Origin of the sequence: Shewanella marinintestina (assembly GCF_023283845.1) — a bacterium.
Taxonomy (GTDB): domain Bacteria; phylum Pseudomonadota; class Gammaproteobacteria; order Enterobacterales; family Shewanellaceae; genus Shewanella; species Shewanella marinintestina.
In genome coordinates, this window is the sequence record NZ_JAKILC010000004.1 from 106,838 (window position 1) to 122,071 (window position 15,234).

Annotated in this window: 13 protein-coding genes and 1 tRNA gene; 4 read left to right on the forward strand and 10 right to left on the reverse strand. The window is 42.7% G+C overall.

The features are described 5' to 3' along the window. The first annotated feature begins 231 nt into the window (after positions 1-231). Positions 232-316 (forward strand) — tRNA-Leu (locus L2747_RS05855). Positions 317-629: 313 nt separating this feature from the next. Here L2747_RS05855 and L2747_RS05860 read toward each other — a convergent pair. From L2747_RS05860 to L2747_RS05880, 5 genes are all read right to left on the reverse strand, one after another. Further along, a complete protein-coding gene (locus L2747_RS05860) occupies positions 630-1,826 on the reverse strand; it encodes an OmpP1/FadL family transporter (RefSeq protein ID WP_248998153.1) in 1,197 nt (398 codons plus the stop codon). Positions 1,827-1,893: 67 nt separating this feature from the next. Next, positions 1,894-2,883, reverse strand: a complete 990-nt coding sequence (locus tag L2747_RS05865) for an efflux RND transporter periplasmic adaptor subunit (protein WP_248998154.1) — start codon at positions 2,881-2,883, stop codon at positions 1,894-1,896. 4 nt (positions 2,884-2,887) lie between these two features. Then, the gene (locus tag L2747_RS05870; RefSeq protein ID WP_248998155.1) at positions 2,888-3,385 is read right to left on the reverse strand and encodes a magnesium transporter; all 498 of its coding nucleotides are present in this window, start codon (positions 3,383-3,385) and stop codon (positions 2,888-2,890) included. A 27-nt stretch (positions 3,386-3,412) separates the two neighbouring features. After that, positions 3,413-3,910 carry a hypothetical protein gene (locus L2747_RS05875; RefSeq protein WP_248998156.1) on the reverse strand — a complete coding sequence of 166 codons (498 nt, stop codon included), beginning with the start codon at positions 3,908-3,910 and terminating at the stop codon, positions 3,413-3,415. A 48-nt stretch (positions 3,911-3,958) separates the two neighbouring features. Continuing rightward, positions 3,959-5,929 carry an alkyl sulfatase dimerization domain-containing protein gene (locus tag L2747_RS05880; RefSeq protein WP_248998157.1) on the reverse strand — a complete coding sequence of 657 codons (1,971 nt, stop codon included), beginning with the start codon at positions 5,927-5,929 and terminating at the stop codon, positions 3,959-3,961. A 151-nt stretch (positions 5,930-6,080) separates the two neighbouring features. Between L2747_RS05880 and L2747_RS05885 the strand changes: the two genes are divergently transcribed. After that, a complete protein-coding gene (locus tag L2747_RS05885) occupies positions 6,081-7,013 on the forward strand; it encodes a LysR family transcriptional regulator (RefSeq protein WP_248998158.1) in 933 nt (310 codons plus the stop codon). 239 nt (positions 7,014-7,252) lie between these two features. Here the strand turns inward: L2747_RS05885 and L2747_RS05890 are convergent, their stop codons facing one another. The 3 genes from L2747_RS05890 to L2747_RS05900 are packed head-to-tail and all read right to left on the reverse strand — an operon-like array spanning position 7,253 to position 10,684. Beyond that, entirely contained in the window at positions 7,253-7,771 is a 519-nt protein-coding gene (locus L2747_RS05890; protein WP_248998159.1) for a hypothetical protein, read from the reverse strand. Between the two features lie 4 nt (positions 7,772-7,775). Next, entirely contained in the window at positions 7,776-9,995 is a 2,220-nt protein-coding gene (locus L2747_RS05895) for an aldehyde ferredoxin oxidoreductase (protein WP_248998160.1), read from the reverse strand. Between the two features lie 44 nt (positions 9,996-10,039). Further along, positions 10,040-10,684 carry a 4Fe-4S dicluster domain-containing protein gene (locus L2747_RS05900; RefSeq protein ID WP_248998161.1) on the reverse strand — a complete coding sequence of 215 codons (645 nt, stop codon included), beginning with the start codon at positions 10,682-10,684 and terminating at the stop codon, positions 10,040-10,042. A 500-nt stretch (positions 10,685-11,184) separates the two neighbouring features. Here L2747_RS05900 and L2747_RS05905 point away from each other — a divergent pair, with 500 nt between their 5' ends. Together L2747_RS05905 and L2747_RS05910 are read left to right on the forward strand one after the other, a co-directional pair. Continuing rightward, positions 11,185-11,553, forward strand: a complete 369-nt coding sequence (locus tag L2747_RS05905) for an adhesion domain-containing protein (RefSeq protein WP_248998162.1) — start codon at positions 11,185-11,187, stop codon at positions 11,551-11,553. A gap of 20 nt (positions 11,554-11,573) precedes the next feature. Continuing rightward, complete coding sequence (locus tag L2747_RS05910) at positions 11,574-11,945, forward strand: adhesion domain-containing protein (protein WP_248998163.1); 372 nt, start codon at positions 11,574-11,576, stop codon at positions 11,943-11,945. A gap of 71 nt (positions 11,946-12,016) precedes the next feature. Here the strand turns inward: L2747_RS05910 and L2747_RS05915 are convergent, their stop codons facing one another. Together L2747_RS05915 and L2747_RS05920 are read right to left on the reverse strand one after the other, a co-directional pair. Next, positions 12,017-13,153, reverse strand: coding sequence for a site-2 protease family protein (locus tag L2747_RS05915; protein WP_248998164.1), 1,137 nt, complete (start codon positions 13,151-13,153; stop codon positions 12,017-12,019). Between the two features lie 90 nt (positions 13,154-13,243). After that, the gene (locus tag L2747_RS05920) at positions 13,244-14,908 is read right to left on the reverse strand and encodes a flagellar assembly protein A (RefSeq protein WP_248998165.1); all 1,665 of its coding nucleotides are present in this window, start codon (positions 14,906-14,908) and stop codon (positions 13,244-13,246) included. Positions 14,909-15,234: the final 326 nt, after the last annotated feature.

Genomic DNA, 15,234 nt, shown 5'->3' on the forward strand with positions numbered 1-15,234 from the left:
TGTTGTTAATGAATATGGTGTAGATCACGTTTTGCTAATTTTTGATGTCTATAACGATTAATCCAAATCTAAGCAATTTGCACGGATAGTAAGCGCTTCCTGACTGTTGAGCATGAAAAATGCTCAGTTGATACAAAACTCAATTCAAAGTACTTGCCATTCGTTTCTCTGTAGGTATAATTCCGTTCACTTACTGAGGTCGAGCAGATTTAAGTAAGTGTTATTGATAATGCCTGAGTGGTGGAATTGGTAGACACGTCGGATTCAAAATCCGATTTCGAAAGAAGTGACGGTTCAAGTCCGTCCTCAGGTACCATTATCAACAAAGCAACCTGCCATCGAGCAGGTTTTTTTATGCCTGAAATTTGGCTATTTTAGCAACCTAGTTAAGTATCCTTCTACCAATCCCCACATTTGCTTTAGCGATATTAGCGAGTAAACCTTGCCAAATTATAATTAGTCGAAGCAGTTATGTTACCGCAAAAGGATAAATAGACTTAAGTCATCTTCTGCCACAGTGACGCAGTAATATTGTGCGACATTGATGTCGTGTTGATAATTGGTATTAAGCGTATCTAAAACTGACTAGCAATAAATTGCCAGTCAGTTATTGGTTAGCAAACTAAGGGCTAGAACCGATAGTTAGTCATCACTCCAAAGAAATGGATTGCTGCAGAGTAGTCTCCTCTGAGTGTTGAGTTCGCTAACTGAAATTCAATACTCGGCGTTCCAACATCAAGATACTCATAGTAAATGTTCATACGCCAGCTCTGGTTGATGTCGTACGTTGCACCTATGGCATATTTCCAAAGCTCGCCGGTGGGGACATCGGGATACTGCATCGTAGGGTCATCTTGTGGTGATGACTCGTAAGATACACCGCCTTCTAATCGCCATTTCTCATTGAGTCGGTAATAACCGCCTAAGCTTGCCGTTACCGTGTCATCCCACTGTCTTTGGATCTCGATAACTCGCTGATCCAGCGCAATATTGGTGGTCTCAATCGTACTAAATTGTGTCCAACCTAAGCTCCATAGCAAAGCGGCTTTATCGGTGACATTGTGGTAACCACTTAAGGATGCATTGGCTGGCATAATAATACCAACCGAGGAGTCTAGCCCTTGATGGGCTATGGTTAAATTGCCATCCATATCGTGTTCTATTTCAGAACGATATGAAAAACCGAGTCGGTGATTATCGCTAAACTCATAGAAGGCACTGAGCGTATAACCAAAGTCGAGATCACTGCCAGTCGCTTCGGTTTGAAACTTGTCTGTTCCTGCAAAGTTTTGCTCTAGTTTACCGTATTCAGCCACAAGCCCCACACCCAGTGATAATTGCTCATTAACCTTGTAAGCAACACTTGGGTTTAGCTGTGCGGTGATGAGTTTGGCATCTTGTAATAACAGCGCGCCTGAAAAGTCAGCTCCGTAATCAATTATTGAGCCGCCGGTAGATACTAACGCGATACCTGCGCTCCACTGCTCATTAATTGGCGTGACATAATACATGGCTCCTGCAGGCATTGCGGTTCCTGCTTGAGTTGTTGCTTCTCCACCAGAAAATATGCCATCGGATCCCGTGTCGGTGTACTGAATATCTGACGCCATACCTTGTAGGTTAAATGCCAAGGTAGGTTCTGTGAGCTTTGTCATTGCCGCAGAGTTTGCAAAAGCGGTTTCAGCGCCTTCTGCCAGTGCTTGAGCGCCTGCGCCCGCAGTACTGACATTAACCCCACCGAGCTCAGGGAACATGTAAGCGCCAGCCATTGCATTGTGGGCGACCAACAGTGAAAGTACTAACGGTACGGTAATTTTGGTATTCATAAATAACCTTAATAAATAGTCAGCAAATTTGAGGAGACTCGCCTCGGGTTAGAGGCGAGTGAGCCAGTTACATTGCGTTCAAGTAAGACTTGTAAGAGTGAAGACGCACGGTTGCTGCACCAATGACATCAATGAAGCTAAAAAATGGATGTGGTTTATTAGCTGCAATCCAAGCTGAACCCGTAGCACCAATAGGAATAACCTTGCCATCTGGCTCAAAAATTTCGAGGATCACAGTACGACCATGACTACTGGTATTCGCGCCAACATGTTGCCTAACGCTTTGCGGACCTTGGATTGGTGAAATCGACGACTCGCCTGTGCCTGCGGTAAAACTGTGGACGCGAGCGCGAAATATTTCACCTGGATAAGCATCGACATAAAACTCTGCAAATTGGCCTTTTTCAACGTAGCGAAAAGTTTGATCGGGTATACGCATTTCAAGAAACTTTTTGCCAGTGTTGTAAATATGCATATTACCGACGCGGCTACCATCAGCGACGTTTACTACCGCAACTTGACCATCAAATTGGGCACGCACTGTTTTGCGACTTTGCTCAAAATGGGTTTTATCTAAATCAGCGTGAAGCGAGATGAGCGTCGCCTCGGCAATACGCAGTTGCGACTGGTAATACTCAACATCACGTTTTTTGAATATCTCTGGCGATGTTTTTGTGCGCTCTAAGTCCCTAATAAATTGAGCAATAGCTTCTTCTTGAGTAACGATTGAAGACTTTATTTTCGCAACTTCTGCGCTAGATTTAGTGTCGACAAGAGAGTAAATAATATCGCCGTGTTTGACGATTTGATTATGCACAACATGGACCTCATCGATTTCCTCTCCAAATAAAGGTGACATCACGGAATGTGGAGCCTTAATGGTTGAGGAATACGTCAAATCAACGGGAGCCCAAAGGCGGGAAAGTACCCCTAATATCACCAGAATAAATACTCCGCCAGATACAATCCAAAAGCCGTTGCGTAAGGTCCACTTGACGACGCCTGTCGAAACAAGGATCCACATAATTAAGATGTAAGGGATCATGACTTCTTTCATAGTGTTATTCCTCTACCTTGTGAAGTTCATTGTTGCTAGCTTTTAAGTCATTGCTTTTATTACGGCTATTTCTTATTACGCCGCTTAGCGCGTCGCCAATTTGCGACCAGTTAGCAAACGCGATGATGATGGCTAACACCCACCAGGCTTTATGAATAAATAGGCCACACAATGACAGTGCAAACACCAATTGAACGTGAGAACTGCGCTTTTTTTCAGCTCGGTGAACAGCAACTTCATGCAGTGACCAAAGTAGGTATAAGACAAAGACCACAAGAGCAATAGTTACTGAGAATAGGTAGCCGCTGAAATACTCAGAGTTAAAGATCACCATCATGGTGTCGTTTGGAGTATTGGTAAAAAGGCTCATATCGATATCTTTAGAGTTAATGAGTCCCATCGGCGCGAGTAGATAAGCACCGCAGAGCATCAATGCCATAAAAGACAAGAACTTGATAAGTACCAATAAGATGGTAGCGATTTTGGATAAAATGGTTTTCATAAGATTCCTTAGCAAATGCAATATGCATTAATTAACGCGAGTCGATGAAAATAGAGTTGCTAACCAGCGTTCGAGCATTGCTATGTCTTGGGCTTGTCCATTGATGCGCACTAAACCGAGGGTCTTTGCATCTGTCCAACTAAGCTGTTTAATGGCTAACGCTTCAAGCACGTCTAATTCAGCTATCAATAAAAGCTCTGCAGACGAAGGTCGTGTTTCTCGGTCTTGTAATTTGGCTTGTTCAGCAAACAATACGTTGCTGTAATGGCCTTTTACCGGTTGAAATAGACTAAAAGGTATTTGTTGACCGTTGTCTGTTAGTGCATTGATGAAATGGTCTGCCATGACGTTTTCAGAACGGGTTGAGTGGCTGAGCATGCCGTTTTGTCTTTGGTTTACGGTGCGTTCAAATACAGGGAGCGATCCGGGCTCCGTAATAAGGAATAAACCTGTATTTTGATGCACTCCGCATGCATTGGCGAAAAACGGCAGCAAGCATATAAGCATTAGTAATAGACGAGACATAGTGACCACCTAAAACGGAGGGGCTAAGTAGCCCCTCGGGTTAACGTATTATCGAACGATTAGTTTCAACTCTTCAGGCGTCATCGGCTTGTCGAAGTAGCTCATGAATAACCCAAAGGCTTGTATGTCACCATTAGCAAAGTTGAATTTGCCTGAGCTCAAGTTCTTACCAATCACCTGCTGCGACTTAGGGCCAGCAATCAGGATTTGGTTTAACACTTCACGAGTGGTTTCAATCTGCACATCTGCGCCGGTATAAGGCGTTGTATGTAGCTGAGCGATACCATTACGGATCTCGATAGTCATCGACTCATTGGTGTCGGCAAAGTTGTAGGTCATTGCCATTTCAACATCGAGCGTTTTCTCTGCAATTAACGTTGCCGTCATCATGTCGAAAATTTGTTCGCTAGGCAGCGCGGTTAATACATCGACGGAAGCGAAGCTAATCATGTTAGAAAAGTCGCGTGTGCCTTCTAATTCTGCAGCGGCATTAAGTGCCCAGTTACGCCAGTTGATGTTCACTTGATCCGCAGCCCATGTTTTGTAGGCTTTAGCTTTCAATTCGCGTGCTTCAGTATCTTGTTTATTGATGGTGATGGGGTACGACAATATCTCTGCTGCAAAGGTGTAGTTTTCAGCGTCAATTGCCGCTTTTGCCGTTGTGATGATGTTGTCTCTGCCACCCATTAGCTCAACAAATGCCTTGGCGCGTTGCTGGTATGCCATTGGCTCTAGCTGCCATGGGTCGGCTTCAAAGAACCCTACATAGCCAACATAAATCTGGCGTACTGCATGAGCAACTGTGCCATAGTGCTCGCCTAACCAAGGGTGCTCTGCTAGATGCTTAGGCAGTTTCACGACTTCAACTAACTCGTCCGGTGTCATGCCTTTATTCATGTAACGAATAGATTGGTCATGGGTAAACTGAATGGCGTCACGGTATGCTGTTAATACATTGGCTACCGCCGCTTTACCTTCTACTGGTCGGCCGTGAGAGTTGATCATCACTTCGGTATCAAATTGGCGCATCACATCTATGCCTTTGAACCACATAGCTGGGTCGCGAAACTTGGTGCCACGAATAGTGTGCAAGTTTGGAAAGTTCTCACCTTGTAATACTTCAGCAGCGTGCAGGATTTTTTGCTTAGGTAAGTAAACCACGACCTCATCTTTTGTCTCTGAAGGCACATTGACGATTTGCAGTTCCACACCAGCAATGGTGATGTCTAATCGATCTTTCAGGGTCACGTTTGGCTCTATGAAAGAGATATCACCTTGCATGAAGCGAGGCCCTAAACCATCATTCACCGTGCCATGTTCACCTTCTTCCACATGTTTTGCGCCGGTGTAAGAGGTACGGTGACCAAATAGTGTGCCTAGATTAGATGACCAGTTAGCCACGGCTGCGGTTAGTCCTTCTTGAGCAATGATTTTGACCTCACCTGATGCCACTTCTTCATCGGTGACCCATGCTCGAACGCCTGAAATATGGTCAATGTGATTATGAGAGTAAATAATGGCTTTCACTGGCTTGTCGGTGATTTTCCTAAACTGCGCTTTTACAGACGCTGCCATTTGAACTGATTCACCTGGGTCGACGATAATAATGCCATCATCACCCTCGATCATAACCGGGGTATCTAGACCAAAACCGTAGCCTAGGTATACGTTATCATCGACTTGGACAATGGCTTGGTCCATCTTACGACCATGCTTTGTCAGTGCGTCATGAACAAGGGGAGAATCTTCTACGTAAGCAAGAGTATCGCCTGTTTTTGAAAGCACCTTGATGCGCTCGCCTTTACCCCAGAATAGGTTTGATTCATGTTCAAACAATACGCCATTGTTATAGCGCTTTTCGAAGTCAATATTTTGATAGTGAGCCGCTGAGCTTGTTTGCAGCGATTGACCGTTAGTTGATGTCGCTTCAGTTGTTGGGGTCGCAAATGATGCTGATACAGGAACTAAAGCAGCACTTATCGCGACAGAAAGTAAAAGTTTTTTCAGTGAAGAAGTCATGTAATACCTCAGTGTTTTGAATTGATGTGAATTTCTTTTACTTAATGTTAATTGGGGAGTAGTCTTCGATATATAGGCTATTACGATTTCGTAATATCGAAATTACGATGTATTGGCAACTCCTAGCTAAACTCAAGATCTTGGACTGCAGATGAAAAACGATATTCCAAACTTTAATTTGCTCGCGGTGTTTTCTCAGGTCATGGAAGATGGCAGTTTGAGTAAAGCGGCAGAAAACCTGAACACCAATCAGTCGACAGTCAGCACTATGTTAAGCAGGTTGAAGGAGGAGATTGGTCAAGATCTTTTTATTCGGAAAGGGCGTGGGGTAGTCCCGACCAGTTACTCAATTAGCTTATATCAACAGATCCAAGCACCGATAAATCAGCTTAATGGTGTTTTCACGTCTTTTTGGAAGTTCGATTCATCCAGTTCTCACCGTAGGTTTGTGATAACCGCCCCAGAGCATTTACAAGGTGTGTTGTTAAAGCAGTTTTCGTTAATTGAGAATAAAGAAATATCGTTAGAAGTTTTTGATCAAATGGATAACGACGAAGGGTTTTATGAAGTGTTACTGCAGCAAAAATTTGACCTGATGATTGATATTTTACCGTTTGACCACCCCAATATTGAAAGCCTAAAACTGTTTGATAGTGAGTTTGTGGTGATCTGCAGTGAGGAACACCCAAGAATACAAGGGAGCATTACAGTGGAGCAGTACATGCAGGAGTCCCATGCTATTTTGGAAAGAACCCGCAACCACCTCTACAGTTTGAGCCACTATACAAACTTGGATTTGTCTAAGCGTAAGGTGGCTTATCATGGACGCTCATTATTCAGTAACTTATTGGTTGTTAGCCAGTCGGATTATATCAGCGCGGTTCCGCTGTCGTTAGCGCTGCAGTTCAAAGAACAGTTAAAGCTGCAGGTGTTTCGGCCTCCCTTTGAATATAAAAAAGTCACTAACTACCTTATATGGCTGAAAAAACTCAATCAGGATCCCGCCCACACTTGGCTGCGTGAAGAGCTATTGAGCATATCTAATAAGATCACTAACTACTTGCAAGACAACTTGCCAGAGTAAGCCAATGTGCTGATTGACACTGAACGTATTGGCTTTTGAGTGAGTACTGATGATTAATAATAGAGATTGAAAATAAAGTATAGAAATCGTGGGAAGGTATGCTCTTGCATTAATTAGTAATTAATGAGGCAGTTTTTATGCTTGAAATTGAGGTTTTGAGGGAAATCTCGAGTATTCTCGTGTGTTCGATATTTATAGACTAGGCATTTCTGCCTAGTCTCGGGATGACAGTTGACTCGTTATACTGACCATTCAAATGGGTCGTGATTGGCTAAGACTTTAGCGTAGCTTGGTTTGATGCTTTCCGTTGAGAAGTAATGCCCGATACCATTATCTCCTTGCTGGTAGCCAATATCGGCAAACTCTGCGATAGCTATGAACTGCTGAGGCAGAGTTTTTAGATCCGCTTGTGCTAGGTTGTAAGGTGCGTGGATAAAGTTATCCTCCGGTACTAACTCCCCTAGAGCAGAGTAACGTCTTATATATTCTGCCATAGTTGCATTAAGTTTATCTTCGTTGACACCTAACCACTGCTGCGCATAGCTATTAACTATGTACCTATCGGAATAAAAATAGCTATCGAGCTCCCCCTGTATAAGCAGAATATCTTGGTATTTTTCATCTTCAATTAGTTGCTGGTACTCTGTATTTACATCACTTATTTCAAGCTCCAACCCTGCAATGGCAATCAATTGATTGGCCGTCGCGAGACGGCCGTGTTGACTCAATAGGCGGATAAAATCGACTAAAGATTCCATAGGCTTACGCAGGTAATAAGCCGAGGCTTTCTAATTTGTTTGCAACATAACCAAGCTTGAATTTCTCTAAAGTTGCTCTAGTCGGTGTACCAGTTGCTTGATCCCAGCCCATTTCGGCATAGAATAGGTCAAGGCCTAACTGCATATCCTCTCGGCTCATCTTGATCGTTCCTTCATCGCCAAATACTTTATCCGGATCAAGGTCGTAAACCCACTCAGTTAGTACGTCATGTTTATTACGCTGATCTATTTCCTGCATTTGTAATACCGACAGTGCTCTGTGCAACTGCAGAATACCTTCAGCTTTGTCATCTAGCTCTTGTTCACTAGTTTGGATCCCAGTAACTAGGCTAAACATTTGCGCCTCAATCGAGCTATCACCTTGATAGTTTTTCTTTACGTCTGGTGAGACGATCAAAGGGAACATCCAATTACACAAGGTTAATGAGTCATGAAGTACGTTTTTTACTAGACACCATTTAGCGAACTTAGCCTTGGGGATATTCATAGGTTTGTAGTGTTTGACTGGGTCAAAAGCACCTGCGCCCCACATTTTATCGGCAACTTCTGAGATCTTGCCGTAAGGCAGACCACAGTTAACTAGGTTGATGTGAGAGTGGCACTGAGGATCACGGTTAAAGACTGTATTGAGTAATGCTCCTACTTGCCCTGCTGTTTCGCTAGCGTGATGGGTGCCACCTACCATTGAACGGTTAAAGACTTTTACGCCTTTATCGAGGAATACACTGTAAGTTTTACCCGTTAGGCCGTAGGCTGCGTCACCTTCTAGGTTAAACACTAGATCAGCCATACGTGGGTTTTCTATGCCATCAAGGATATCTTGGATGTTATAGAGCTCACCTTCTTCATTAATAAATTCATGTAAGCCTTTGCCTAAGAACCGACCTAGTACGTTTGAACCTTTATATTGCGTGCCCAAAGCTAGGCGCGTATAGAAATCTTCCATGAAATGAGCATCAAGATCTTTCTGTTGCTGCCAATTTATCGCTGCAAACTCAGCTTCCGGTAGCAATTGCTGCCAAAAGTTGCGGGTAATAAATTCGCGCATGATATGGGATAGCTGGCCATATGCACTCCAGACGCCATAGTTATCCATGTAATACGCGCCTACTGTTTGGATGTCTGTGCGTTTTTCTGAGTTGGCAGGTAGTCCCATAACATACCAAGGGTCAAGGAAACCCATACAAGTATTGGAAATATTATCGGTGGGCAGTTTGTATTCTGTCTTCATTTTAGGGTTTTTGACCTCACAGAAGCAGCGGATTGGGCAAGAGTGACAGCCGCCTGGACGCTTAAATACTCTATTCGCTTCTTCACGACCGAAATACATTTCAGCCATTGAGGTACGCATACCAACTTTTTGACGATCGTCCCAAGGAGTTTCACCCACATCTACAGGGTTGTCTGCGGCTCCCCATTTTACCCCAGGACCACCACGCCAGCGGCTAATGCTTGAGCTGTATTCTGCCCATGTTTGCGGTTGATGCGGAACAACCCCCTGGTTGTTGGCGCCAATAATACCGAGAATATGGTCGTCTAACTTTCTTAATTGCTCATTGTTAGCTACAACATCGACGACCCCATTACCTATAATGCCAATCGCTTTTAATTGTTTTGATCCGAGTACTGCACCGTGGCCGCCAGCTGAATGGCCGCCTTGAGTTTGGATGGTTGATTGAGATACAAGGTTCTCGCCTGCAGGGCCAATCGCGGCAACTTGAGCTTGCTGCCCCATCATTTTACTTATAGCTGCAAAGGTATCGAACATACCTTTACCCCATAATGTATTGGCGGGTTCTAAGCTAACTTCGTCATCAACAATTTTTAACCAAACAGGAGTAGGAGATTTACCTTCAATAATGATGGCATCATAACCTGCATATTTCATTTCTGGAGAGAAATGGCCGCCAAAATGACCATCAGTGATTAAGTGTTTCTTAATTACAGGGCTTCTTGATGTAATAGTTGTTCTTGCTGAACATATTGCACCAGAACCACTTAGTGGTCCTGCTGAAATAACAAGTCTGTTTTCTTCATCTGTTGCTGTTATTCCATCTTTATGATTATCCCATAATACTTTATAACCTATCCCCATCCCTCCAATATAGTTATGGTAGGTGCTTGTTGGTTCCTTTTTAATTATGTTGTTTGTGAGATCTACACGTAGTACATGTCCGGCCCATCCGCCAAATTCGGTATTCATATATAAGTTCCTATGAAATTATAAAATTATAAAAATAAAATTAATTAAATTAGTTTTAAATATTTCTCATGGTGTTCAACTTCAGCGATGGCTTCTTCCCATGTATAGAACTTAATTGCACCTGTTGGGCAGACTTCTGCACAGTTAGGTTTTCCTTGGCAAAGATCGCACTTCAACGCTTTTTCAGTATTCTTATCGATTGTAATGACCTGTTGGGGGCAGTTTTCTGCGCAGTAACCACAGCCTATACAAAGCTCTTCATCAACAAGGCGTGCGCCGGTTGTTTCATCGATATAAATAGCTTGTTGAGGGCAGGCGGACATGCACACATTACATTGTCGGCATGTCTCAGGAACAACCGTACCATCGCCTTCTTCACCACGCTGTTGATGGTAGTTGTCTTGTACACCATGAGGGCCAAAGTTGAGGTTTTTGGCTACTTTAATCCTTGCTGTATTTGGGCTTACAGCAGATTTGCCATGGCTCCAGCTACAAGCTATTTCACAGCGTCTACAGCCCACGCATAGCACAGGATCAACGACCATTAAACCGCCAGGTAAAACCTCAATAGTCTTATCATCGTCATCATCGCTACTACAGCCAGTAAGGAAGCTAACTAATGATCCACAATATACAGTTCCGACTGCAACTTTAGCTCCATTGGCAAGCAGCGCTCTCCTTGTAATCATTTTGATTTCCTCTCAGTAATATTGAATTAAAATTTTAATTAGTGGTGCAATTTCTAATTTGGAGTATTTACTAACGAATAAAGAAACAAATTGATTGTGGTCACAATTACCCATTTGTTGGTATTTATATTTAAACTATAGGTATTTAGTCACAGATGTAATGTTGGTATTTCTGAAATTCAGAAATGATGTGGCTAATTTATTTCCGTTATTCTTATTTACTTAAAGCTTGATTATGTATCTTTAATTAATTCGTTTTGAATTTCTCTATCTTGTGTTTATTCTATTTTGTTGACTTCGTTCACAGCATTGTTTTATTTGGTTTATTAATGTTGTTTTTATTAAATGTCTTGGTTGAAATTTAATTTTTGTATTTTTAACTGACCTTCTTTATAAAGGTCTGTTGTTGCATTAATTATTGACTACCAAATATGGTATTTATATAACCCTTGCCCGTGACTAATTTAGACGCTATTGCGGTTAATAATAAGTAGGTTGATATGAATAATATTAGTTTTATAACCAGTTGGGGTGCATTGTTAACTTTTACGCCACCGATGACAGTTAACGCTGTGCGTTCGTTAGGGATTGAGTGCCAAGAATGGCAAGGTTACGCAGATTTAGATCATAGTGCAGCCACACAACTAGCGCAGAAGTGTGCTATGCGTTTGCCTACATCCGCTGAATTATTTGAGCTTCACCTATGGATTAATCAACAAGTTAACCATGAGTGGCCGCCTCATAATATATATCGCTCTTCTACCAGTATTACTGATGGCGAACATTACTCTGTACGTTTAAAAAATGGCAAGTCTTATAGTGTGAATGATGACTACTACGGGTTTGTGTCTTGTGTTTTTGATTCATAAGAAAGGGTAGAGGTAAGGCTATGAATGAGATCACGTTTAAAACTAGCTGGGGGACTAAGTTACGCTTTTCTCCCCTAATATCTAAAGCACTTGCTGAGCAATTTGAAGTCGAGTCAGAAGAGTGGCAAGGTTATGCTGATTTGAGCTTTAGTAGTGCTAATTGTTTGGCTAAAAAGCTAGGCAAGCGCTTACCAACCTCTACAGAGCTACATGAATTACACGTATGGTTAACAAGAAATCCAGATAGAAGTTGGCCGATAGGTGCCAATGCTCTTTGGTCATCGACGGTCTCTAACACTGGGGCGCATTGTTCGGTATTACTTTTTAACGCGAGTTGCGACAGTGATAATGATGAGCGCCATTGTTACGTTTCGTGTGTGAGTAATGGTTAACGTGTTCGTTTACGTTATTGCTCGAGCCTACAAAGGCGCTTTATGGGCTCGAGTCATTAAATGAGATGTTTTTAGCTTTTCAAGATCTCAAGTGGTAGTGCCAGCATTTCATCACCACTTGCCGCAAAGTACCAGATAATGCCCACTAGTGCGCCAACGGTTAAGAAGTACCAAACTGCAGAAAAAATCTGTCCATATCTATCAAGTGGCAATAGATGGCTTTGGTGACGCGTTTTCCACTCAAATACAATCTCAGCGCTACCAATCAGTAGTAAAAAGCCTAGTAAGGCTAACCCTAATGAATAACTGATATAAACCCCAACCGCAGCACCAAGAATACAGGCCACCAAGCCCATCATACTGTTCATTGAAAAGCTGATGCTTTTTAAGATATGACCGCCATCTAGTGGCAATATCGGGAGTAGATTGAATAGGTTGAGTAGGGCATTAAAAGTTGCTAAACCAGCAAAGAAAATATTGCCTGTTACCCAATAAGCAATCAATGATGCAATTGACATCAACAGGCCAAAAGTTGGGCCCATTATTGAGATCACTACATCTTGCCAGCGAGTATTTATCTTTTCGTCGCTGAGTGCCAAGCCACCCATAAATGGGATCAGGTAAATACCTTTGGTTTTCATGCCAAAGTATTTCATTGCACGGATATGACCGTATTCGTGAAATACAAGGCAAGCGATAAGAGCAAGTGCAAACTGAAACGAGAATAACCAAGAATATGCCGCCACACTGGCGCCAGCCAAAAGCACTTTAATGACTTTGGCGCTTTTTAGTAATTTAAAACCAAGTGACGCTAGGCCGACAAGACTAAATTGGCGTTTTTCGGTAATAGGTGTCGTTGGGATTTGACGCTCAATATCTTTGGCGTTGCGTTGACCGCTGGTGATCACTTCATCGTCTTTAAGCAAACGATAATCAATGACAAAGGGCTGCCATTGTAGGTCGGTCTCAAGGGTGATCTTTATACTCTGAGTTGGCACTTGCTCACCCTCTGCGGTTTGTACAGAGGCGCTCCCTTGAGTTGCTAATTCAAAGTTATGGTTTTTAAGACCTTCATTATCAGGGCTTGCTTGAATAACAGAGACTAAAGTGTCACCCCAAAACAGTTGTTGCCAACCTGCTAGCGACCCTTCTAGGCGCAGTGGTTTTCCAAGGCAATCGATTTTCAATAATTCCACGTCATAACTCAAAGGACAAATGTGACCTAATTATGCCGTGAATAACCAGCCTAAGGAAAGTCGAATACGACTTGAATTTCCTATCTAGATATTTATTAAGCGTTAATTGCTGTAATTAATACTTATCTCTTGGTTTTCGTTTTGAACACGACAAGGGCCGTGCTCTCTTTGGGTTCGATGAAATGCAGGGCCTATATGCAGTTCGACATTAGAAAACACGTGCTTTAAAGCATGAACGCAGTTTTGCTTATAGTAATTTTCTATGGTGTGCTTTAGCGTGTCATATTCAAGCTCTTCTTGTGCTCTTATTACATTCATACGGCGCTTTTCATCGAGCATCACTGTAACTTGCTCGACCATCATCGCGTCATCTTGCCATTGCTCTTTTGGCGGCAGCTTTCTTAACTGCGCTTCAATATTGAGTGTTGCGACAACCATGGACTTAATGCTGTGATCGAGTTGTTTAAGTTGCTGCTTAAGGTCACTAAGCTCCATCGCGCAGTAAACTTCAGTTTTGGTGTCAGCTGTTGCGCCAATGGCTACGGCTTTCACACCACCATTAGCCTCAGCTTTGCCGCCCACAAGGTCACCACGACGCCCTGTTGCATCGCTAACGATAAGTTGTTGTTTAGTATGAGTATGGCTATGTAATAGCTGTTTAGTCACAAGGATATTACCTTGCGCGTTTAAATTAGAGTACTGCACAAACTGAGCGCTAATCTGCCCTTGGGCGGTAAGCTTTGTCGATAAGCTGAGATCTTTTAATTGCCGACCTATGATACCTTTACTTACGGTAATATCGCCTTTTGCTTCCAAGGTTGCGGAGTCTACAAATCCCATAACGGTAATGTCGCCGCTACTTTTTACTATCATCCCCTCTCCGACATCCCCCGTAATGAGAATGCTGCCTTTAAAGTCAACATGGCCGTAACTGACATCGACATTTTTGATTTGCAAAACATCATCAACTTGCATGCCTGACTTCGCTTCGACGGGTTGCCCTGCAACGCTGGCAAGTAGTTGATTCGGATTATTAGGGTTAAGCTCTGTGCCGTTACCCACAATCAACCTTAGGTCTTTACCTGGCTTAGCGATAATGTTTTCGCCATAAACGTTGTAGCCATTTACACCTGATGTTGCAGGGGTTTTCTCGATCAGCAAATTACCTGGCTTTACCATTATCATGGCACCAAGGTTACGCATATCAACACTGCCATCACTATTTTTCTGTGGCTGCAACAAGCGCTCTCTGGCTAGGGATACTTTACGGCTTAATTGCGCTGCTACACCATTTACGGGGGGGCGACCTCTGGCTATGGTGCCATAGCAGCTTGCTCCAGGTGCGAGTTGTGAAAACTCGGTAAGTAGGCTATCTATTTTAGGCTTACTCAGCCCCATGCTTATTCGTTGTAGTTTTAAGTTTTTGAGTATGTCTTTAATATCGAGACTTTTACCGCCATAAGCTGCCGTAAGCATCATAGTGGCCTGCATTTTATCGTCTGAGACTTCAAAGCTAATGCTTGCATCGCGTCTATCAGCAATTTCAAAAAATAGTTCAACATTACCTTTATCTTGAGGGTGTAGTTGGTTCACCTTTATAACGGCTTGAGATATTTGGCTCTGTGATGGGCAAAGGCTAGAAAATCCTGGTAAGCCCAATAGCTGCAGTAGATCGTTTTCACTGATCGGCCCGTGGGTACTGGGGACGATTTTTAATTCGGCTTTTTGCTGATCTTGGCTTAATTCTATGAGCTCTGGATGAAGCATAAAAATCCCTATCAATTTGATTGATTGCGCGGTTATTTTCTAATAGTTATTACCGTGTCTAATTGAGCTTTCTGGCTAAAGTAGTTCTATAGTATTGGGCGAATATACAGCTAAAAATCCATTCCTGCTTTAGGCTTAATGTAGCAATGCTTAGTCCGTTTATTGCCGTGCTATCTGTTTTTTTATCGTTGTTTTATACCAACTTATCGTACAGGTTTTAGTCAATTTTAAAACCTCTAAATGACGAGTAAGCTGCAGCGTTATGCAAAGTGATGAGAGAATATAACCATAGAAAAGATGGGGAAAAAAGTAGCAGAGGCAAATAG